This is a genomic window from Streptomyces sp. NPDC059718, from assembly GCF_042733315.1.
In the GTDB taxonomy this organism is placed as follows: Bacteria; Actinomycetota; Actinomycetes; order Streptomycetales; family Streptomycetaceae; genus Actinacidiphila.
Map to the genome: position 1 here is coordinate 66051 of NZ_JBHWGA010000001.1, position 19312 is coordinate 85362.

A 19312-nucleotide genomic window follows, 5' to 3' on the forward strand; every position below is an offset into this window, starting at 1 on the left:
CCCGATCACAGGAGCAGTAATGAGTGATCCCGTCATACCCGCCCCTGCCCTGCGCGCCGCACCTGGAGCGGTCCCGGCCCGTCGACGCGGACGCCACCTGCCGGCGGTGTGCGCCGCAGCGCTCGTCGTCGGCGTAGCCGGAGTGGCTCCCGCCGCCGCGGACGCGCAGGACTCGCGGTCGTCGAGGGCCGCAGGCACCACATTCGTGGGTTGCGGGCCCACCCGCTCCCAGGACCTGATCAACGCGGTCACCGCGGCCAACGTCAACCCGAGCGGCGGCTCCATCGTCTTGGCCTCCCGGTGCACCTACACCTTCGCTGGGCCCGGCTTCGCAGGAAACGCACTCCCCGTGATCAACAAACCCATCACGATCAACGGCCGCAGCGCCACCCTCACGCAGACGGATGCGCTGCGGTTCTTCGAGGTCAGCTCCACTGGGAAGCTCTTCCTGAACACCCTCGACCTCAAGCGCGGGAAGCCGTCGGGTGACGGCGGCGCCATCCTGGTCGACAGTGGCGGTGCACAGCTGTATCTCAAATGCGTCAACGCCACCGACAACATCGCCACCGGCATCGGCGGCGCCCTGTCGGTGCAGTCCGGGAGCACCGCGACGGTGACCTCCAGCACGCTGTCGAAGAACACGGCGGGCGTCCTTGGCGGCGCGATCGACAACCACGGCGCCCTCACCCTCACCGCTTCGCGACTGAGCCACAACCACGCGGACCTCGCGGGTGGGGGGCTCGACCAAGACGAAGGCTCATCTCGCATCACCACCACCACCATCGATCACAACAGCACCAAGTTCGGTGGGGGAATCGACCACGATGGCGGCCCCATGACCATCGACTCCAGCGTCATCACCGACAATTCCGCCACCGCCGCCGCAACTGACCCCCCTGACCCCGGTGGTGGCGGGATCTGGAACTTCGCAGTGCCGTTGACCATCAAGGCCACCACCATCGCTCGCAACAGGACAACCGAAGCCGTGGGCAACGGCGCAGGCATCCTGAACAGGGGCGGGAACGTGACCGTCGAGACCAGTTCCGTCTCCAGCAACACCGCGAAGGGCACGGCCGGTGGCATTTACAACCTGGCCGGCGGAACCATCGCCCTCAAGGCCAGCCGCATCACCGGAAACTCAGCCGGGACCAAGCCCGGTGGCGTATTCAACGACGTCGGAAGCAACGTCAGCAACTCCTTCTCAGTCATCAGCCTCAACCATCCCACCAACTGCGACGGCAGCCCTGCCCCCGTGCCCGGCTGCTTCGGCTGACAACAACTCGCCAAGGCGCTGAGGCGGGAGTCTGACCCGCGCCTCAACCATCACGTGAAGCACGTCCGCCTCCTCCACGCGGGAGCTGATACACCGCATGGGGCACTCGTCGGTGCGGGCCGCGCTGATCTATCAGCACCTCGTCAACGGCCGCGACCACGAGATCGCGGGGCACGTCGACGACCAGATCCGGCGGGTGAAGGGGCCCGGCGCCGATCCATCTGGTACGTGAGTGGTACGGCGGCCCGCACCCCGGGCAAAAGATCAAGGCCCAGGTTTCCGGAGCCATGCCGGACGACCTGGGCCTTTGCCATGCGCTGGGGCTGGTGGGCGTGGACGGTTTCGAACCGCCGACATCTGCCTTGTAAGCCTGGTGGTCAGGGTAGCCGAGAGTATGCAGGTCAGGGCAGCCTTGAAGAGACCCCAGCTCAGTCAGCAATCTCGGCCGCGACGAACCGCTGTTGCCCGTGGCTGACCGCTCGATGTGGCACGGCTGTGGCACGCCGCCGCCCTGTCAGACCAATCCGTCATGCTCTGGATCGTGGATGAGAATACCTTCTGGCAGTTGATCGAGGACTGCAAGCCGATGACGCCTGACCCGGATGCGGAGCAACTCGTGGCCGCTCTGACGTCACGGCTGGTCGCGGGTCCTTTGGGTACGGTCAAACAGTTCGCCGAGCAGTTGTCGTGGGCGCTGTACCGGCTGGATCGCAGGGAGTACGGGCAGAGCCTGTCGGGCGACGCCTTTCTGTACACCCGAGCCGCTGTCGTTGCTGCCGGCCGAGAAACGTACGACCGCGTTCTTCGGGATCCGGCAGAGTTCGAACCGTTCGCGACCGGGTACGTATGGGCCGAAAGCTTTCTGTACGTTCCAGATCAGGCGTATGAGTACATCACCGGCGAGGAGTGGGGACGCCGGACGCGCTACTCCTATGAGTCCTACTCCAACGCCGCGGGCTGAGCCGGCCCCTGAACACCTCCGCTCTGCCGCGCACGTACCTACGCGGCGACCTGGCGGTGCCGGTGGACTCCAGCCGCCGACACCCGCCTTGTAAGTTCGGTCCAGGCTTCTTGGGTACTGGCAGAAGGCGCCTGCAGGGCAGGTCTCTCGCTGGTCTCCGGTTACTCAGCTCTGCACATGCGCTGGCGTTGATGTCACCTGGTGATGTCAGCCGCGTCAGCCGCGCGGGCGCTTTAGGCCTTCACCGTGCAGCAGGCAGTGGACGTCCGTAAGGAGGTCTGAGTGACCGTCGCGGCAGGGGGCCCCTGCTCAGTATGTGCGCCCCGTTGTGCGCCGGATGCGCACTTGCTGCCCTCACTACCCTCGCCACACCGTTTGGGTGGACGCCGCTGGGGCTGGGTTACAAGGGGATGGGTGGTGTGTCGTGGAGGCAATGACAGGGTGGGCACAGCAGGCCTTCGGTGATGCTGCTGAGCTTCTAGCCGAGGCCATCCCCGCCAGCTAGGAACGAGCGCACGCTAGGGCACGTAGCGGGCACGAAGGGGTTCACACTCAGACCCTAGAGGCTTACGGGCATGGGTTGTACGCAGTGCAGTACGAGGAGCTCGCCGCCGGCCTGGCCACAGTTGCCGGTGCGAACCCCGTACGGATGCAGGGGCGAACGCTGATGGTCGTGAATGATCGAGTGTTCTATCCGATCCGCTATGCGAAGAAGGACGTCCCCGTCACAGCCGCGCGTCTACGGCGAGCCACCGGCTTCCGGGCTGATCTGATCCGGCGTCACGGACCGGAGCCCATGCAGCAAGCCCTTGACCTGGGCCTGGATGAGCTCGACGAGTCTGAGGTACACCCCGATCTCAACCTTTTGCCCGAGGACGTGCGCCTGGCCCTCGTGGCCTACGCGTGTTCCATGGAGCGGGGCGTCATGAGGATCGAGTGGGGCTCGGCGGAGCTACGCAGGGAGGATCGTTACCTCATCTGGCATCACCACGACCCTCTTCCGCTTGGCGCCGGAGCCTAGGCGATAAGAAACGCCCCATCTTGCCTGACCGCCACCCCTCGGCGGAAACCAGTAAGTCGGGAGGCCTGTGACCTGCAAACTCTCAAGCGCCACAGGTAGTCCTGCGTGACAGGTACGTGCGCGACATGCAAGCCGGAAATCGGGCCACGGTGCGGTCAAGCTAAATGCGATGCATGTGCCTGTTGTAATCGTCTGAGTACATGTCAGCTCGCCTTTACAAGAGATCAATCGTCATATATGCGCTGTCAATTATTGTTATCAGGTTACGTACCGCCTCTACCGAGTACGCAGACGGCCTCAGAGACACGAACGAGTGAATGCGGGAACCTCTGCGCCCGACTGGGCGTATGTTCAGACGAGAGGCGGAGAGCTATCTTCGAAGCCCTCACGCACAGGTGGTTCTGTGATCGCGAAATTTTTGATCATCCGGAGGCACGCCATGAGAGGCCCATGATCATCAGGCTGGCCAATATCAGGAGGCGGCCAGCCGTTACGGACCATGCCTCCCCAACTACACCATGCCGCTCGTGGTGCGATTCTCCCTCGATTTAATTTAGTATAGGAGGAATGTCATGAGAGATCCCCCCTCGCGCTAACTGGGCGTCTACCAAAAAAGGAGGTGAGCTATGAAAATCCCGGTTTAACCGGCGGGTCAAACCGCCGGAAAGAGTTCAGTAATCAACCCAAGAGATGGGGAATGTAATGGAATTTAATATCACACTAAGGAGTAGACGCTATGCCCTCTACCGGCAGCGAACGTAGAAAAACCGCTTTGCTGATTGTCATCATCATCCTCGTGGTGGCTCTTGCTGCGGCACTTGCCGCAGGATGTATTGCCCTACTAACGGGCCACACGGGTTGGGATACGATCGTGGCGGCTGGCAGCACGTTTATCGCGGCAGTGACCACTCAAGGTGTAATCGCGTCCGTGTTCTACGTGATTCGAAGTTACATGCCATAAGACTTTAATAATCGCAGAACCACCTGAGAACCCCGAGGCGAACGCGTGCGCCTCGGGGTTCTCATATGCGCCAGACTGGCCTGGCCCCGTCGATCGAGACGAGAGCCATGAGATTTCGGCGTCCGAAGAGCGACGTTCAGGCTACGTACGACGGTAGAGCGTACCTTCGCCCGCCCTACCAGCTGTACAGCGGCCGTGCACGGGCTGTCCCGTCTCAGTGAAGTTTGACCGTTCTCACTGAAGCTTGACCGGTGCGCTGCGTTCGCGGCTGTTGAGGCTGCGAGGGGCGGGGCGACGGTGGCTACACCTGCGCGGGCAATCGGTGATGAGGCCCGGCGGACCTGCAGTGACTGCTACGCGTCGGGGGTGCCGTCCTCGGTCGTGATGTCGACGGCTGTCCCCTGTACGGCGGTCATGCCGAGAAGCCTCCCGAGGAATCAGCCGCGGGAGGCTGGTGCCATCGGCGCGCCATGCACGCTCATGCTGCAGGCAAGATCCATACCTTCGTGACCGGCCTCGCGGCCTCACTCGAACCGCGAGGTGTCTCCCGCGCCCCGCCGTACGATCTCTGCCACGCCGCCGGAGAAGTCGACTACCGTCGTCGGCTCGGTGCCGCAGTCCCCGGAGTCGACCACGGCATCCACCACGTGATCGAGCCGATCCTTGATCTCCCAGCCCTGAGTCATCGGCTCCTCCTCGTCAGGCAGCAGCAGTGTGCTGGACAGCAGCGGCTCGCCCATTTCGGCCAGCAGCGCCTGGGTGACCACATGGTCCGGGATGCGCACACCCACGGTCCTCTTCTTCGGGTGCAGCAGCTTGCGCGGCACCTCACGGGTGGCCGGGAGGATGAAGGTGTAGCTGCCGGGCGTGGACGCCTTCACGGCCCGGAACACGTCATTGTCCACCTGCACGAACTGGCCCAGCTGCGCGAAGTCCCGGCACATCAGCGTGAAGTGGTGCCGGTCGTCGAGGTGGCGGATCGAACGGATTCGGTCCAAGCCGTCCCTGCTGCCCAGCCGGCAGCCCAGCGCGTAACAGGAGTCGGTGGGGTATGCGATGAGTCCTCCCGACCGCACCGCGTCGACGACCTGGGCGATGCTGCGCGGCTGGGGGTTCTCGGGGTGCACGTCGAAGTACTTCGCCATCTGCCGAGCTTATGCCGTACCCGGGTGCCGCACTCGCGGGGCCGCGCCCCGTCGTCGCAACTACCGCTTCGGACACGGACAAGACCTGTCACCCACGCTCCTGGAAGCCGCAGCCAGCAGCTGTGTCAGGTGAAACTTCGATGAGACGAACAGCTCAGTCGTCAATCTTTGGTGAGACCGGTGCATCTTCGCTGGGACAGGACACGGGTGTCTTTGTCTATCGCCGACGGCGGTTGCTGTGGTTGCGGTATTTCGCTGCTATATCGCATCGCGTCACTGGCGCCACCGGTCGCGATGCTTGGCGACACAGGCCAGGTTGATCGCGTGCCGCGGGTGGGTATGCAGCGCCCCGAATTCCGTCCCGTTCCGCATGATGGTGAGGTCGTCGATCAGCACGATGGCGCCGCCGTCGAACTCCCACGTGCCGTTGTCGGCACGGCGGATCGCCAGGAGCCGGCCGTCCTTGCGTACTACGGTTCCGGCCACGGCGGATCTGGCTGCGGGCCATCGGCACGGCCGGCCTCGGGGACGTCCACTTCCACGATCTGCGGCACTCCGGCAACACCCTCGCCGCGGCGGGCGGGGCCTCCACGCGGGAGCTGATGCACCGCATGGGGCACTCGTCGGTGCGGGCCGCGCTGATCTATCAGCACCTCGTCAACGGCCGCGACCACGAGATCGCGGGGCACGTGGACGACCAGATCCGGCGGGTCAAGGGGGCGGACTCCGGTGTGGATTCCGGTGGACTTTCTGGCCCGTGAGTGGCACGGCGGCTCTTGCACCTGGCAAAAGATCAAGGCCCAGGCTTCCGGACTCATACCGGATGACCTGGGCCTTTGCCATGCGCTGGGGCTGGTGGGCGTGGACGGTTTCGAACCGCCGACATCTGCCTTGTAAGGGCAGCGCTCTACCGCTGAGCTACACGCCCGCTGGACACGCGAAAGCACACCCTACCCTGCCATACCCCGTGACCAGCAAACGCACGCTCGGGGTCAGGTGTAGGTCACACGGAGTTCCTTCACGCCGTTGAGCCAGGGGGAGCGGAGGCGGCGGGGGGCGCCGGCGAGGCGGATGGCGGGGAGGGTGTCGGCGATGGCGTTGAAGATGAGGTCGATTTCGAGGCGGGCGAGGCTGGCGCCGAGGCAGAAGTGGGGGCCGCCGCCGCCGAAGCCGAGGTGGGGGTTGGGGTCGCGGGTGACGTCGAAGGTGTCGGGGGCGGTGAAGACCTCGGGGTCGTGGTTGGCGGAGGCGTAGAAGATGCCGACGCGGTCGCCTTCGCGGATCTTGGCGCCGCCCAGCTCCGTGTCGTGGGTGGCGGTGCGCTGGAAGGAGGTGACCGGGGTGGCCCAGCGGACGATCTCGTCGGCGGCGGTGCGGGGGCGTTCGGCGCGGAAGAGGTCCCACTGGTCGGGGTGGGTGAGGAAGGCGTGCATGCCGTGGGTGATGGCGTTGCGCGTGGTCTCGTTGCCGGCGACGGCCAGGACGAGGACGAAGAAGCCGAACTCGTCGGTGGTGAGGTTGCCCTCGTCCTCGGCGGCGACGAGCTTGGTGACGATGTCGTGGGCGGGGCAGGCCTTGCGTTCGTCGGCCATGTTCATCGCGTAGGAGATGAGCTCGATGGAGGACTCGGTGCCGATCTCCTCGGTGATGGCGAGCTCGGGGTCGTCGTAGCCGATCATGTTGTTGGACCACTCGAAGATCTTGCCGCGGTCCTCCTGGGGGACGCCGATGAGTTCGGCGATGGCCTGGAGGGGCAGTTCGCAGGCGACGTCGGTGACGAAGTCGCCGCTGCCGTGGGCGGCGGCGCCGGCGACGATGCGTTCGGCGCGCCGGCGCAGGGCGTCCTCGAGGGCGCGGATGGCCCGGGGGGTGAAGCCGCGCTGGACGATCTGCCGCAGGCGGGTGTGCTCGGGCGGGTCCATGTTGAGGATGATCAGCTGCTGGGCGTCGATCCGGTCCCGTTGCATGTGCTCGTTGAAGCGGATGATCGCGGTGTTGGTGCGGGAGGAGAAGGTCTCGGGGGTGGTGGAGACCGTCTTGACGTCGGCGTGGCGGGTGACGGCCCAGTAGCCGTCGTCCCCGAAGCCCGCGATGCCGTGGGGCTGGGGGATCCAGGACACGGGCGCGGTGTGCCGGAGGGCGGCGAACTCCGGGAGGGGTATGCGCTCCTGGTTGACGTCCGGGTCGGTGAAGTCGAAGCCGTCGGGGAGGGCGGGGCAGGAGGAGGGCGGCGGCGTGGCGGACATCGGCGGCTCCTGGTCCGGGTGGTCCGGCGTGGTCCGGGTCGTGATCCGGTTGGTCCGGATGTCTCCGTGGTGGTCTCCGGGCTTCCCTGGGCGGCGGCCCGCGGGCGTCCCCGCGCACCGCTTGCTGACGCTCCATCAGATGTGCCTGTGGACGGTAGCTCCGGCCCCTGCAAGTCGCAAGGCCCGTGACGGTGCGGATCGGCCGGCTTGGTGCACACCCCTTGCGCCCGCGTACCGCCGGTAATCAGACTGCTGGGCGGAACTAGAACGCGTACTAGTTCTGCCGTGGGCGCCGGGACGCCCCGCGGCCGAGGAGAGGACGAGGTACATGGCCGCTGAACCCGTCATCGTCGAAGCTGTACGCACCCCCATCGGCAAGCGCGGCGGCGCGCTCGCCAATCTGCACCCCGCCTACCTGCTCGGTGAGACGTACCGCGAACTGCTCGGCCGCACCGGCATCCAGCCCGACGCCGTGGAGCAGATCGTCGGCGGTACGGTCACCCACGCCGGAGAGCAGTCGATGAACCCGGCGCGCACCGCCTGGCTGGCCTGCGGGCTGCCGTACGAGACGGCCGCGACGACCGTGGACTGCCAGTGCGGTTCCTCGCAGCAGGCCAACCACATGGTCGCCAACATGATCGCGGCCGGGGTGATCGACATCGGCATCGGCTGCGGCGTCGAGGCCATGTCGCGGGTGCCGCTCGGCAGCGGTTCCAAGCACGGCCCCGGCAAGCCCTTCCCGGACGAGTGGAACGTGGACCTGCCCAACCAGTTCGAGGCGGCCGAGCGCATCGCCCGGCGCCGCGGGCTGACCCGGGAGCACGTCGACCGGCTCGGGCTGATCTCGCAGGAGCGGGCCGGGCGGGCCTGGGCCGAGGAGCGCTTCAAGCGGGAGACCTTCGCCGTGCAGGTGCCCACGACGGAGGAGGAGCAACTCGCCGGCCAGGGCATGTGGCGGCTGGTCGACCGCGACGAGGGGCTGCGCGACACCAGCATGGAGGCACTGGCCGGGCTGAAGGCGATCATGCCGACGGCCGTGCACACCGCGGGGAACTCCTCGCAGATCTCCGACGGCGCGGCGGCCGTGATGTGGGCGTCCAAGCGGATGGCGCGGGCGCTGAAGCTGCGGCCGCGGGCCCGGATCGTGGCGCAGGCGCTGGTCGGTACGGACACGCACTACCACCTGGACGGACCGATCGACGCGACGCGCGCGGTACTCGGCAAGGCCGGCATGACGCTGGACGACATCGACCTCGTCGAGATCAACGAGGCCTTCGCCTCGGTGGTGCTGTCCTGGGCCCAGGTCTTCGACCAGGACCTGGAGAAGGTCAACGTCAACGGTGGCGGGATCGCACTCGGCCACCCCGTGGGGGCCACCGGGGCCCGTCTGATCGCCACCGCACTGCACGAACTGGAACGCGCGGACAAGGAGTTCGCACTGATCGTGATGTGCGCGGGCGGGGCGCTCGCCACGGGCACGATCATCCAGCGGATCTGAGCCGGCGGGGTGGGGCCGGCCCCGAGTACGCCCGGGGGCCGGCCGCATTCCGGGACGCGGGCACCCCACCGGGGCGCTGCGCCGGGCCATGGACCAGGCCGCCGGCACCTGCGACTGGCGGCCGGCCGTGCCGGTGCGGCTGTACACCGCGAGCGGCGACCGCGGCGTGCCGATCGGCGACACCGGCCACTTCGGCGCGTTCCTGCGCTCGGAGCCCGACGCCCGGCGTCGCGCGCCGGTTCGCGGCGCCCGCCCGTCAGCGCGCCTGAGGTGGCACGCGCGGCGCGCCGTCCGCGCTCCCGTCCCCGCCACCGTGCACGTCCACGAAGGCCACCGGCGCGCCGAACGCGGCGCGCCGGGTGGCCCGGCGCAGGGCGCGCAGCACGAACGGGCCCAGGGTGAGGACCAGGACGGCGGTCAGCACGGCGCGCGGGACGTCCCAGCCGAGCGAGGTGGCCAGGCAGTACGCGACGAAGCGGGCGAGGTTGTCGGGGAGCGGGCCGCCCGGCACGAAGGAGACCCCGGAGGACATGCCGCCGAGGTACGGCCAGCCCTGCAGGTTCATGATCGTTCCATAGGCGATCGAGGACACCGCCCCGTAGCCGGCGAGGAGGACGAGCTCGCCCCGGCCGCGCAGCCTGGCGGCGCCCGGGAGCAGGCCCGCGCCGAGCGCCACCCAGCCCATCGAGAGCATCTGGAACGGCATCCACGGCCCGACCCCACCCGTGAGCAGGGCCGACGCGAACATCGTCAACGCCCCCAGCGCGAAGCCGAAGCCGGGGCCGAGCACCCGGCCGGACAGCACGACCAGGAAGAACATGGGCTCGATGCCCGCCGTGCCGCCGCCGAGCGGACGCAGGGCCGCTCCCGCGGCGGCCAGCACCCCCAGCATGGCGACGGACTTGGCGCTCAGGCCCTCCTCGTCGTCCGCGATCGTCGCCATGGCGACGGCGAGCAGCAGCGGCAGGAGCAGCGCGAACAGCCAGGGCGCGTCCTCGCTGTGGGCGAGCCCCGAGCCCGGGTCGGCGAGCAGCGGCCAGCCGAAGGCGGCGACGCCGATCACGGAGACGAGCGTCAGCGCGACGACGGCCCGGCGGCCCAGCCGGACCGCGCGCGGCGGACGCGCGGTCACGCCGTGCCCGCCAGGGCCGCCTCGACCTGGCCGACCGTCAGCCAGGGCAGCGGGCTGAGCACCTTGGCCACCTGCGGGGCGAAGGCGGGGGAGGAGACGACGACGTCGGGGGTGGGGCCGTCCGCGACGAGGTCGCCGTCGGCGAGGACGACGACGCGGTGGGCGAGTTCGGCGGCGAGTTCGACGTCGTGGGTGGCGAGGACGACGGCGTGGCCGTCCGCCGCGAGCGCGCGCAGGTGCGCGGCGAGACGGGCCTTGGCGGCGTAGTCCAGGCCGCGGGTCGGCTCGTCGAGCAGGATCAGCGGGGGCCGGGCGGTCAGCACGACGGCGAGGGCGAGCGCGAGGCGCTGGCCTTCGGACAGGTCGCGCGGGTGGGTGGCGTCGGCGACCCCGGGCAGCAGTTCGGCGACGAGGGTACGGCAGGTGCCGGGGGTGGCGCGGGCGTCGGTGTCGGCGGCGGCGCACTCGGCGGCGACGGTGTCGGCGTACAGCAGGTCCCGGGGGTCCTGCGGGACCAGGCCCACGCGGCGGATCAACTCCGCGGGCCTGGTGCGCGACGGCTCCAGCCCGCCGACGGTCACGCTCCCCGAGGTGGGGGGCCGCATCCCCGCGAGGGTGGACAGCAGGGTGGACTTGCCCGCGCCGTTGCGGCCCATGAGGGCCACGGTCTCGCCGGGCCGTACGGTCAGGTCGACCGCGCGCAGCGCCTCCAGCCGTCCGCGGCGCACGGTGAGTCCCGCCACGGCCGCGACGGGTTCCCCCGCGGCGGGCGCGGGCGGCGCGGGCGGGGTGCGGCCGGCGAGACGTTCGCGCAGCGGGGCGGCGGCGCGGCGGGCGTCGCGCACCGACAGCGGCAGCGGGGACCAGCCCGCGATACGGCCGAGCGCGACGACCGGCGGACGCACCGGCGAGACCGCCATGACCTCGGCGGGCGGCCCGGAGACCGGGGCGGCGCCGCCGCCCGGGAGCAGGACGACCTGGTCTGCGTACTGCACGACCCGCTCCAGGCGGTGCTCGGCCATCAGCACGGTCGTCCCCAGGTCGTGGACGAGCCGCTGCAGCACGGCGAGCACCTCCTCGGCCGCGGCGGGGTCGAGCGCGGACGTCGGCTCGTCCAGCACCAGCACGCGCGGGTGGACGGTCAGGACGGAGCCGATGGCGACGCGCTGCTGCTGCCCGCCGGAGAGGGTGCTGATCGGGCGGTCGCGCAGGTCGGCGAGGCCGAGCAGGTCGAGGGTCTCCTCGACACGGCGGCGCATCACGTCGGGGGCGAGGCCGATCGACTCCATGCCGTAGGCGAGTTCGTCCTCGACGGTGTCGGTGACGAAGTGCGCGAGCGGGTCCTGGCCCACGGTGCCCACCAGATGGGCGAGTTCGCGCGGTTTGTTGCGGCGCGTGTCGTGCCCGGCGACGGTGACCCGGCCGGTGAGGACGCCGCCGGTGAAGTGCGGCACGAGGCCGGAGACGGCGCCGAGGAGGGTGGACTTGCCGGTGCCGGAGGGCCCGACGACCAGGCAGAGTTCGCCCTCGGGGACGGTCAGCTCGACACCGGCCACGGCGGGCGCCGCGGCGCCGTCGTACGTGACGGAGACCTGCTCGAAGCGGATCACGGGCGGGCTCCCTTCAGATGCGCGGGCAGCAGCCCCAGCAGGGCGGCGGCCGCGGGCCACAGCGGCAGCGACGGCGCGGTCAGCGGCACCACGGGCGGATCCAGGTCGGCGGGGGAGGCCCCGGCGGCCCAGATCGTCAGCGCGGCGACGGCCACGCCCGAGGCGGTGATCAGCCACGCGGTCGCGTCCCAGCGGTCGGGGCGGTAGCGGGTGCGGACGGAACGGCGCCCGCCGAGCCGCAGCCCCGCGACGGCGGAGGCCAGACCGGCCAGCAGCAGGGGCAGGCCGTACGCGGCGCCCGCGGCGGCCAGCAGCGCGTAGGTGCCGGCGCACAGCCCGAGCAGCCCGCCGAGGGTCAGCGCGACGGTCGCCCGGCGCACGGCGGGCGGCACCTCGGCCGTGCGGCCGTAACCGCGGGCGTCCATGGCGGCCGCGAGGGCGACGGAACGCTCCAGCGCGCCCTCGAGCACGGGCAGGCCGACCTGGAGCAGCGCCCGTACGCCCTTGTCCGCGCGGCCCCGCAGCCTTCGGGCCGTCCGCAGCCGCCGGACGTCGGCGACCAGGTGCGGCGCGAACGTCATCGCGACGACCACGGCGACGCCCGCCTCGTACAGGGCGCCGGGCAGCGACTTCAGCAGCCGCGCGGGGTTGGCCAGGGCGTTGGCGGCGCCGAGGCACGCCAGGAGCGCGGCCAGCTTCATGCCCTCGCGGAAGGCGAACCACAGCCCCTCGGCGGTGACCCGCCCGCCGAGACGGACGCCCCGCGCCCAGTCGGGCAGCGGCACTTCGGGGAGGGACACCACGGTGTGCGTGCCGGGGATCGGGGACCCCAGGACGACGGCGAAGGCGAGCCGGATGGCGATGACCACCAGACCCAGCCGGAGGAACGCGGCGTACGACCGCGACCAGGGTGCGTCCGGCACCCGGCACACGGCCACGACGTACCCGGCGACGGCGGCGAGCAGCGCGAGCAGTGCCGGGTTCGTCGTCCGCGACGCGGCCGTGGCGAGCCCCAGGGCCCACAGCCACCACGCCCCCGCGTGCGGCCCGCGCCTCCGGCCCGCCCGCCCTTCCTCGGTGCCCGCGTCCTTGGTGCGGTCAGGCAGCCGCAGCAGCGCGCGCAACCGGGCGGAGCCGCCGCCTTCCGCGCTGCGGGGGAGGGCGTGGTGGTCGTCCCCGGGGGGCGGTGTGAGGACCGGCCGGGGGCGTGGTGCCGCGCCAGGCAGGGCGGTTGCGTTGCCCGTGGGCGGTTCGCCGGCGCCGGCCCCGGGGGTGATGTCCCGCAGGATGCGCGCCGGCGCGCCGCCGGGGCGGATGGCCGGGGCAGCCGACTGGAGGGGGCCGTTGGCGCTGCCCAAGGGGGCGTTGTCCCGTTGGGTCCGTGCCGCCGTGCCGGCAGGGCGGGCGGTCGGGGTGGGCGAGTCGCCGTGCCGGCGCAGGCGCAGCCGGGCGAGCAGTGCGAGGGTCCGCGATGCCGTGGCCGGTGTGCCGGTCGGCCCGTCCGCGCGTCCGCCGGTGCCGGCGTGGTGGCGTCGGCCCCCACCGGCGGTGGCCGCGGTGGCGGCGGTGTGCGCGCCCTGCGTCGCGGCCCTGGCGGCGCGCGAGGGGAGGGTGGCGGCGCCGGGCCGCGGGGAGGGCGCAGGGGCGGTCACGGGTGGTCGCTCCGGCGCCGGCGGGCCTGCCAAGTCCTCCCGGGTGCGCGGACGCAGTCGGGCGAGGGTGCCCGATACCTCGGCCTGCGCGGCGGTTGCGTCGCCCGTGCGTGGTTCGGCGGGGGTGCCGGCAGAGGGGAGGTCCGTCCGCCGGGGCCGGGCGGCCGGGCCGGTCAGGTCGTCGCGGTTGCGCGGGTGCAGCCGCACAAGAAGGGCGAGGGCCCGCATGGCACGCGGGCCGGAGAGCGGCGCGCCGTTGGTCCACGGCAGGGGCGCAGCGGTGGTCACGGGCGGTCGCTCCGGCGCCGCCGGACCTGCCAGGTGGCGGCCGCGGCGACGACGAGGACGACGGCGGCGGCGCCGTACGTGCCGAGCGCGGGACCGGAGGAGGGGGCGGGTGCGGGGGCCGCGGCGTCGTCGGTGACCTGCTCGCCGCAGCCCGTGGCGGGGTAGCCGGCGATGGCGCAGACGAGGCCCGCGGAGTTGTAGCGGAGCGGGGGCGCGACGGCGGCCAGGGCGTCGGCGGAAGTGGCGTCGGCGGGGACGCGGGCGCAGGCGGTGCGGGCGGCCGGGGCGTCGGCGGCGGTGCCGAAGTCGAGCAGCAGGGCGACGCGCTTGGTGCCGGGGCGGGCCGGGGTGCCGTCGCAGACGTCAGCGAACCGGGCGGCGCCGCGGGGGCGGGCGGCCGAGTCGGCGTCGGGGCTGACGCCGAAGCGCCAGCCCTCGACGGCACCGTCGTCGGGGCGGCTGAGGGCGGGACCGGTCTGGGCGTACGCCCAGGCGTCGGTGGCCGCGTCACGCTGCCAGAAGGACCAGTACCGGTAGGTGGCCGCGTGCGCGGGCGTCGCGACGAGGACGGCCACCAGGGCCAGGAGGAGTGCCGCCGCCGTGAGGGGCGGCCGCCTCACAGCCGGTGCTTCCGGCCGGCGAGCAGCACCCCGATGCCGATGCCCGCGACCAGGCAGGCGCCGACGATCCACCACACCGAACTGCCGCCGGAGGAGTCGGGCTTCTGTTCCGCGACCGGACCGAGGGCGCTGAGCTGCGTGATGTGGTCGCGCAGGGGGTTGCCGGTGGCGTACGCGGCCAGGGCGAGCTGCGCGAGGGCGGTGGGGTTGTCCTTGGACCACGCGGCGGAGTTGGCGGCGAGCCAGTTGTACGCGCCCTTGGCGGCGTCGAGGTGGCCGCCGGCGGCGAGGGCGACGACGGCGTCGGCGGTGGTGCCGAAGTCGGGGGTCTTCTGGTCGGAGCCCGGGGTGACCGCTTCGAAGTGGCTGCCGCCGGCGGTGAGACCGCCGGCGAGCCAGGCGGCGCCCGCGTCGGAGGCGCTGCCGCCGCACCCGTCGCGCACGGGGACGTCGCGGTCGGGGGCCTCGACGACGAAGCCCGCGCCCTCGGCGCCGCGCACGGCGTCGGCGGTGGCCTTGGCGTTGGCCGCGAGGGCACCGGACTTGGGGTCGGGCTGGTAGGCGAACGCGCCGCCGTCCTTCTTGCCGCAGGCCACCTGGAGGGAGCGCAGCGCGTCGTAGGGCGACCGCCCGTCGGTGGTCACGGACTTGACGTCGGTGCCGGCGGCCTTGAGGCCGCCGATGACGACGCCGGTGGAGTCGGCGTCGGAGGCGCCGCCGGGGTTGTACGACCAGCCGCCGTCGCGGTTCTGCACCTTGGCGAGCCACTCGGCGGCGCGCTTGACGGCGAAGTCCTGGCCGTGGACGGCGAGCGCCTGGACCGCGATGGCGGTGGCGTTGGTGTCCTCGGTCTTCGGGTCGCAGGGCGCCGTCGGGTCGGGACGGTACGAGGCGAAGCCGCCGTCCGCGCACTGCTGCTTGGCGAGCCACTCCACCGCGTCCCCGGCCGGTTCCGTGTCGGCCGCGTGGAGCGCCAGCAGCGCGTACGACTGACGCCACACGCCGTCGTACGTCGGGTCGGCCTCCCCGTACAGCGCTGCGGGCGCGGCCGCGGGCGACGGTGACGGCGACGCGGCTATGAGGAGCGTGCTGAAGGCGGCCAGGGCGGCCGCGGCGGTGCGGCGCAGGTGCATCGGGTGGTGCCTTTCGGGTGAGCGGTCGCGCAGACGGATGCGGGCGCGCGGTCACGGCACCGGGCTCCGGCTCCGTGTACCTCGACGGAAGAGCCGCTCCCGTCCGTGCGGGTGCTCCGGCTGGGCCCTCCCCGGACGGGGACGGCTCACGGTTGCGGGTCAGCGCCGGATTCGCACCGGCTTCCCCCGCTCGGACGTGATTGGACTTGGTGTGTCGACCACACCTTAGCCGGGACCGCGCGCCGCGCCGTGCCCGGCCGTGTGCGGTCTGGCTCACACCGGCTGGCTCACACCGCGGTGTACGCGACCGGATCCGACCCGGGCACGGGTTCGGCGTGCCCGAGCTTGACCAGGCGACGCAGGTGCGCCTCGGCCTCGGCGACGGCGATGTTCCGGGAGGGGAAGGGGATCTGCTCCCAGGGGCGGTTCCACTGCATGGCCTCGGCCAGCTGCCACGGGGTGCGCGGGGCCTCGGCGATCAGGGTGCGGAGCGAGGCGAGGCGGTCGGCGTGGTGGTCCAGCAGCTCGCGCACGCGGGCGCGGGCGTCGGTGAAGGGGTGCTTGTGGGCGGGCAGCACCTGCGCGGGGTGGAGCCGGGCGACGCGTTCCAGGGAGTCGAGGTAGTCGCCCAGGGGGTCGCCGGCGGTCGTCTCGTCGGGGTCCTCGTACAGGCCGATGTGCGGGGAGATCCCGGGCAGCAGGTGGTCGCCGGAGAAGAGGCGGCGGCCGTCCTCCTCGAAGAGGCAGACGTGACCGGGGGTGTGGCCGGGGGTCCACACCGCGCGGATGGCGCGGCCGGCCAGCGGGACCCGCTCACCGGGGACGATGTCGCGGTCGGGGAGGGCGGGCCGCAGGCCCGGTACGTTCGCGGCGCGGCGCTCGGCGCGCACCGCCCGCAGCGGGGCGAGGTGCTCCTCGGGGGCGCCGGCGGCGGCGAGTTTGGCGGCGAGGTAGTCCAGCCACAGGCCCGGTGCGGCGCCGCGGGCGCGGCGGACGACGGCGGTGTCGGCGGGGTGCATGGCGATCCAGGCGCCGGAGGCCTCGCGGACCTGGCCGGACAGGCCGTGGTGGTCGGGGTGGTGGTGCGTGACCAGGACGCCGTGGACGTCGGCGACACAGGTGCCGAGCGCGGTGAGGCCGTGGGCGAGGGCGTCGTAGGAGGCGGGGTCGTCCCAGCCGGTGTCGACCAGGACGGGGCCGCGGTCGGTGTCGACGACGTAGACGAGCGTGTGGCCCAGGGGGTTGTCGGGGATCGGGACCGGGATGCTCCAGATGCCGTCGCCGTGCTCCATGAGGGCCCCTCTCCGCTCCGTCGCATGCATTGCCCACCATAACTAGAACTGGTATCAGTTCTGAAGCAGAGTCACTTTCTGACGAGGCATCAGCCAAAGGCGGGACGGGACAGGCATGGACGGGAACGGGATCGTCGAACACGGACAGCTCTTCATCGGCGGGGAGTTGGTGGACCCGCTCGGCACCGGCACCATCGAGGTCGTCTCGCCCCACACCGAGCAGGTCTTCGCGCGGGTGCCGCACGCCTCCCGCGAGGACGTCGACCGGGCCGTCGCCGCCGCCCGCAGGGCCTTCGACGAGGGCCTGTGGCCGCGTACGACCCTCGACGAGCGCATCGCGGTCGTCACGCGCATCAAGGACGCGATCGCCGTGCGCCACGACGAGATCGCCCGCGTCATCAGCTCCCAGAACGGCTCGCCCTACTCCTGGAGCGTGCTCGCGCAGGCGCTCGGCGCGATGATGGTGTGGGACGCCGCGATCACCGTCGCACGCGGCTTCACCTGGGAGGAACGACGGGCCGGCGTGCTCGGGCCGCTCCTGGTGCGCCGCGAGCCGGCCGGCGTCGTCGCCGCCGTCGTCCCCTGGAACGTCCCGCAGTTCACCGCCGCCGCCAAGCTCGCCCCCGCGCTGCTCGCCGGGTGCGCGGTGGTCCTCAAGCCGTCGCCGGAGTCACCGCTCGACGCGTACCTGCTCGGCGAGATCGCCGCGGAGGCGGGGCTGCCCGAGGGTGTGCTGTCGATCCTGCCCGCCGACCGCGAGGTCAGCGAGTACCTGGTCGGCCACCCCGGCGTCGACAAGGTCTCCTTCACCGGCTCGGTCGCCGCCGGCAAGCGTGTCATGGAGGTCGCCTCCCGCAACCTCACCCGCGTGACGCTGGAACTCGGCGGCAAGTCCGCCGCGCTGGTCCTGCCCGATGCCGACCTGGACACCGCCGTCCCCGGCATCGTCTCGGCCGCCTGGATGAACAACGGCCAGGCCTGCGTCGCCCAGACCCGCATCCTCGCGCCCCGCTCCCGCTACGACGAGACCGCCGAGCGCCTGGCGGCCGCCGCCTCCGCCCTCGTCGTCGGCGACCCCCTCGACCCCGCCACCCAGGTCGGCCCGCTGGTCGCCCGCCGCCAGCAGCAGCGCTCCCTGGACTACATCGCCCTCGGCCAGCAGGAGGGCGCCAAGGTCCTCACCGGCGGCGGCCGCCCCCAGGCGCAGCCCACCGGCTGGTACGTCGAGCCCACCCTCTTCGGCGACGTCACCAACTCCATGCGGATCGCCCGCGAGGAGATCTTCGGCCCGGTCATCTGCCTGCTGCCGTACGAGGACGAGGCCGAGGCCGTCCGCATCGCCAACGACTCCGACTACGGCCTGTCCGGCAGCGTGTGGACCGGTGACGTCGAGCACGGCATCGACGTCGCCCGCCGGGTGCGCACCGGCACCTTCAACGTCAACACCTTCAGCCTCGACATGCTCGGACCCTTCGGCGGCTACAAGAACTCCGGGCTCGGGCGCGAGTTCGGCCCCGAGGGGCTGGGCGAGTACCTGGAGCACAAGATGATCCACCTGCCCGCCGGCTGGGAGGGCTGACCCCGTGGGGGACCGGTGGCACCTCGAGGTCGACCGGGGGGTGTGCATCGGCTCGGGCATGTGCGTGAACTCCGCACCGGGCGGCTTCACCCTCGACGCCGCCCGTCAGTCCCATCCGGCGGCCACGGACACCGACGCCGCCGAGGCGCTGCTCGCCGCGGCGGAGGGCTGCCCGGTGGAGGCGATCAGCATCACGCTGGCCGACTCCGGCGAGGCGGTCTTCCCGCCCGAGGAGTGAACGGGCCGGAGGGGTCAGGGCTTCGCGCGGCGCGGATCGGTGAGGTCGATCAGCCGGCACACCGTCTCGATGTCGATCTTCACCTGGGCGATCGAGGCGCGCCCCGACAGCCAGGTCACCAGGGCCGAGTGCCAGGTGTGCTCGATGACGCGGACCGCGGACAGCAGCTCGGGCCCGGGCGGCCCGTCCAGCCGCATCGCGTCCAGGACGATCGCGGTCGTCAGCCGCGACACGGCGTCCACCTCCGGGCTGACGGAACGGTCGGCGAAGGTCAGCGCCCGCACCATGGCGTCCGCGAGGTGCGGCTCGCGCTGCATCGCGCGGAACGCGCGCATCAGCGTCTCCGCCACGCGGTCCGCGGGCTCGGCGGCCGAGGGCGGGCGCTTGCGCAGCGCCTCGTGGAGGTGCTCCAGCTGGTCCCGCATCGTGGCGACGAGCAGATGGATCTTGGACGGGAAGTAGCGGTAGAGGGTGCCCAGCGCGACGTTCGACTGCTCGGCGACCTCGCGCATCTGGACGGCGTCGAATCCGCCCCGCACGGCGAGCTCGGCGCTGGTGCGCAGGATGCGGCGGCGGCGGGCTTCCTGACGCTCGGTCAGCGGCACGGGGGACGGCGTCGGCTGAGGAGCTGCGGTCATCTGTCCCAATCCGAATCTGTGCGCC

Annotated in this window: 18 protein-coding genes, 1 tRNA gene, 2 pseudogenes and 1 riboswitch; of the genes and pseudogenes, 10 read left to right on the forward strand and 11 right to left on the reverse strand. The window is 71.6% G+C overall.

Annotated features, from left to right (window positions below; genetic code table 11):
• Positions 1-19 precede the first annotated feature (19 nt).
• The 5 genes from ACFV3E_RS00315 to ACFV3E_RS00335 all read left to right on the forward strand — a co-directional run bounded on the left by ACFV3E_RS00315 (position 20) and on the right by ACFV3E_RS00335 (position 4216).
• On the forward strand, positions 20-1273 hold the full coding sequence (locus ACFV3E_RS00315) for a hypothetical protein (protein ID WP_500532703.1): 1254 nt from the start codon (positions 20-22) through the stop codon (positions 1271-1273).
• Positions 1274-1370: 97 nt separating this feature from the next.
• On the forward strand, positions 1371-1505 hold the full coding sequence (locus tag ACFV3E_RS00320; RefSeq protein WP_386993566.1) for an integrase: 135 nt from the start codon (positions 1371-1373) through the stop codon (positions 1503-1505).
• Between the two features lie 297 nt (positions 1506-1802).
• Complete coding sequence (locus tag ACFV3E_RS00325; RefSeq protein ID WP_500532704.1) at positions 1803-2234, forward strand: DUF4240 domain-containing protein; 432 nt, start codon at positions 1803-1805, stop codon at positions 2232-2234.
• A gap of 589 nt (positions 2235-2823) precedes the next feature.
• Entirely contained in the window at positions 2824-3255 is a 432-nt protein-coding gene (locus tag ACFV3E_RS00330) for a hypothetical protein (RefSeq protein WP_500532705.1), read from the forward strand.
• Between the two features lie 736 nt (positions 3256-3991).
• A complete protein-coding gene (locus ACFV3E_RS00335) occupies positions 3992-4216 on the forward strand; it encodes a hypothetical protein (protein WP_500532706.1) in 225 nt (74 codons plus the stop codon).
• Positions 4217-4740: 524 nt separating this feature from the next.
• On the opposite strand, the gene ACFV3E_RS00340 is transcribed toward ACFV3E_RS00335, so the two are convergent.
• On the reverse strand, positions 4741-5361 hold the full coding sequence (locus ACFV3E_RS00340) for an L-threonylcarbamoyladenylate synthase (RefSeq protein WP_500532707.1): 621 nt from the start codon (positions 5359-5361) through the stop codon (positions 4741-4743).
• Positions 5362-5751: 390 nt separating this feature from the next.
• Positions 5752-5847 (reverse strand): annotated as a pseudogene (locus tag ACFV3E_RS00345) (NUDIX hydrolase); the annotation flags it as partial.
• A gap of 59 nt (positions 5848-5906) precedes the next feature.
• Between ACFV3E_RS00345 and ACFV3E_RS00350 the strand changes: the two are divergent.
• Positions 5907-5957, forward strand: a pseudogene (locus ACFV3E_RS00350) (hypothetical protein); the annotation flags it as partial.
• 15 nt (positions 5958-5972) lie between these two features.
• Complete coding sequence (locus tag ACFV3E_RS00355; RefSeq protein WP_500532708.1) at positions 5973-6122, forward strand: integrase; 150 nt, start codon at positions 5973-5975, stop codon at positions 6120-6122.
• A 92-nt stretch (positions 6123-6214) separates the two neighbouring features.
• On the opposite strand, the gene ACFV3E_RS00360 is transcribed toward ACFV3E_RS00355, so the two are convergent.
• Together ACFV3E_RS00360 and ACFV3E_RS00365 are read right to left on the reverse strand one after the other, a co-directional pair.
• A tRNA-Val gene (locus tag ACFV3E_RS00360) sits at positions 6215-6289 on the reverse strand.
• Between the two features lie 64 nt (positions 6290-6353).
• The gene (locus ACFV3E_RS00365) at positions 6354-7607 is read right to left on the reverse strand and encodes a cytochrome P450 (protein ID WP_500532709.1); all 1254 of its coding nucleotides are present in this window, start codon (positions 7605-7607) and stop codon (positions 6354-6356) included.
• 328 nt (positions 7608-7935) lie between these two features.
• On the opposite strand from ACFV3E_RS00365, the gene ACFV3E_RS00370 reads away from it, so the two are divergent.
• Complete coding sequence (locus tag ACFV3E_RS00370; RefSeq protein WP_500369885.1) at positions 7936-9105, forward strand: steroid 3-ketoacyl-CoA thiolase; 1170 nt, start codon at positions 7936-7938, stop codon at positions 9103-9105.
• A gap of 256 nt (positions 9106-9361) precedes the next feature.
• Here ACFV3E_RS00370 and ACFV3E_RS00375 read toward each other — a convergent pair whose 3' ends face one another.
• The 6 genes from ACFV3E_RS00375 to ACFV3E_RS00400 form a co-directional block, all read right to left on the reverse strand.
• Positions 9362-10282: an ECF transporter S component gene (locus tag ACFV3E_RS00375; protein WP_500532980.1), complete on the reverse strand. Its 921-nt coding sequence runs from the start codon at positions 10280-10282 to the stop codon at positions 9362-9364.
• Positions 10234-11847, reverse strand: coding sequence for an ABC transporter ATP-binding protein (locus ACFV3E_RS00380; protein ID WP_500532710.1), 1614 nt, complete (start codon positions 11845-11847; stop codon positions 10234-10236). Before ACFV3E_RS00380 ends, ACFV3E_RS00375 begins: the two co-directional genes overlap by 49 nt.
• Positions 11844-12953: a CbiQ family ECF transporter T component gene (locus ACFV3E_RS00385; RefSeq protein ID WP_500532981.1), complete on the reverse strand. Its 1110-nt coding sequence runs from the start codon at positions 12951-12953 to the stop codon at positions 11844-11846. Before ACFV3E_RS00385 ends, ACFV3E_RS00380 begins: the two co-directional genes overlap by 4 nt.
• 830 nt (positions 12954-13783) lie before the next feature.
• Entirely contained in the window at positions 13784-14407 is a 624-nt protein-coding gene (locus ACFV3E_RS00390; RefSeq protein ID WP_500532711.1) for an SCO2322 family protein, read from the reverse strand.
• Positions 14404-15540, reverse strand: coding sequence for an SCO2321 family membrane protein (locus tag ACFV3E_RS00395; protein ID WP_500532712.1), 1137 nt, complete (start codon positions 15538-15540; stop codon positions 14404-14406). Before ACFV3E_RS00395 ends, ACFV3E_RS00390 begins: the two co-directional genes overlap by 4 nt.
• Positions 15541-15649: 109 nt before the next feature.
• Positions 15650-15727, reverse strand: a riboswitch (cobalamin riboswitch).
• A 100-nt stretch (positions 15728-15827) separates the two neighbouring features.
• The gene (locus ACFV3E_RS00400) at positions 15828-16832 is read right to left on the reverse strand and encodes a Strvi_7410 family MBL fold metallo-hydrolase (protein ID WP_500532713.1); all 1005 of its coding nucleotides are present in this window, start codon (positions 16830-16832) and stop codon (positions 15828-15830) included.
• A gap of 115 nt (positions 16833-16947) precedes the next feature.
• Here ACFV3E_RS00400 and ACFV3E_RS00405 point away from each other — a divergent pair, with 115 nt between their 5' ends.
• Together ACFV3E_RS00405 and ACFV3E_RS00410 are read left to right on the forward strand one after the other, a co-directional pair.
• Positions 16948-18411, forward strand: a complete 1464-nt coding sequence (locus tag ACFV3E_RS00405) for an aldehyde dehydrogenase (RefSeq protein ID WP_500532714.1) — start codon at positions 16948-16950, stop codon at positions 18409-18411.
• Between the two features lie 4 nt (positions 18412-18415).
• A complete protein-coding gene (locus ACFV3E_RS00410) occupies positions 18416-18649 on the forward strand; it encodes a ferredoxin (protein WP_500532715.1) in 234 nt (77 codons plus the stop codon).
• 14 nt (positions 18650-18663) lie between these two features.
• On the opposite strand, the gene ACFV3E_RS00415 is transcribed toward ACFV3E_RS00410, so the two are convergent.
• Positions 18664-19287: a TetR family transcriptional regulator gene (locus tag ACFV3E_RS00415; RefSeq protein ID WP_500322178.1), complete on the reverse strand. Its 624-nt coding sequence runs from the start codon at positions 19285-19287 to the stop codon at positions 18664-18666.
• Between the last annotated feature and the right edge of the window lie 25 nt (positions 19288-19312).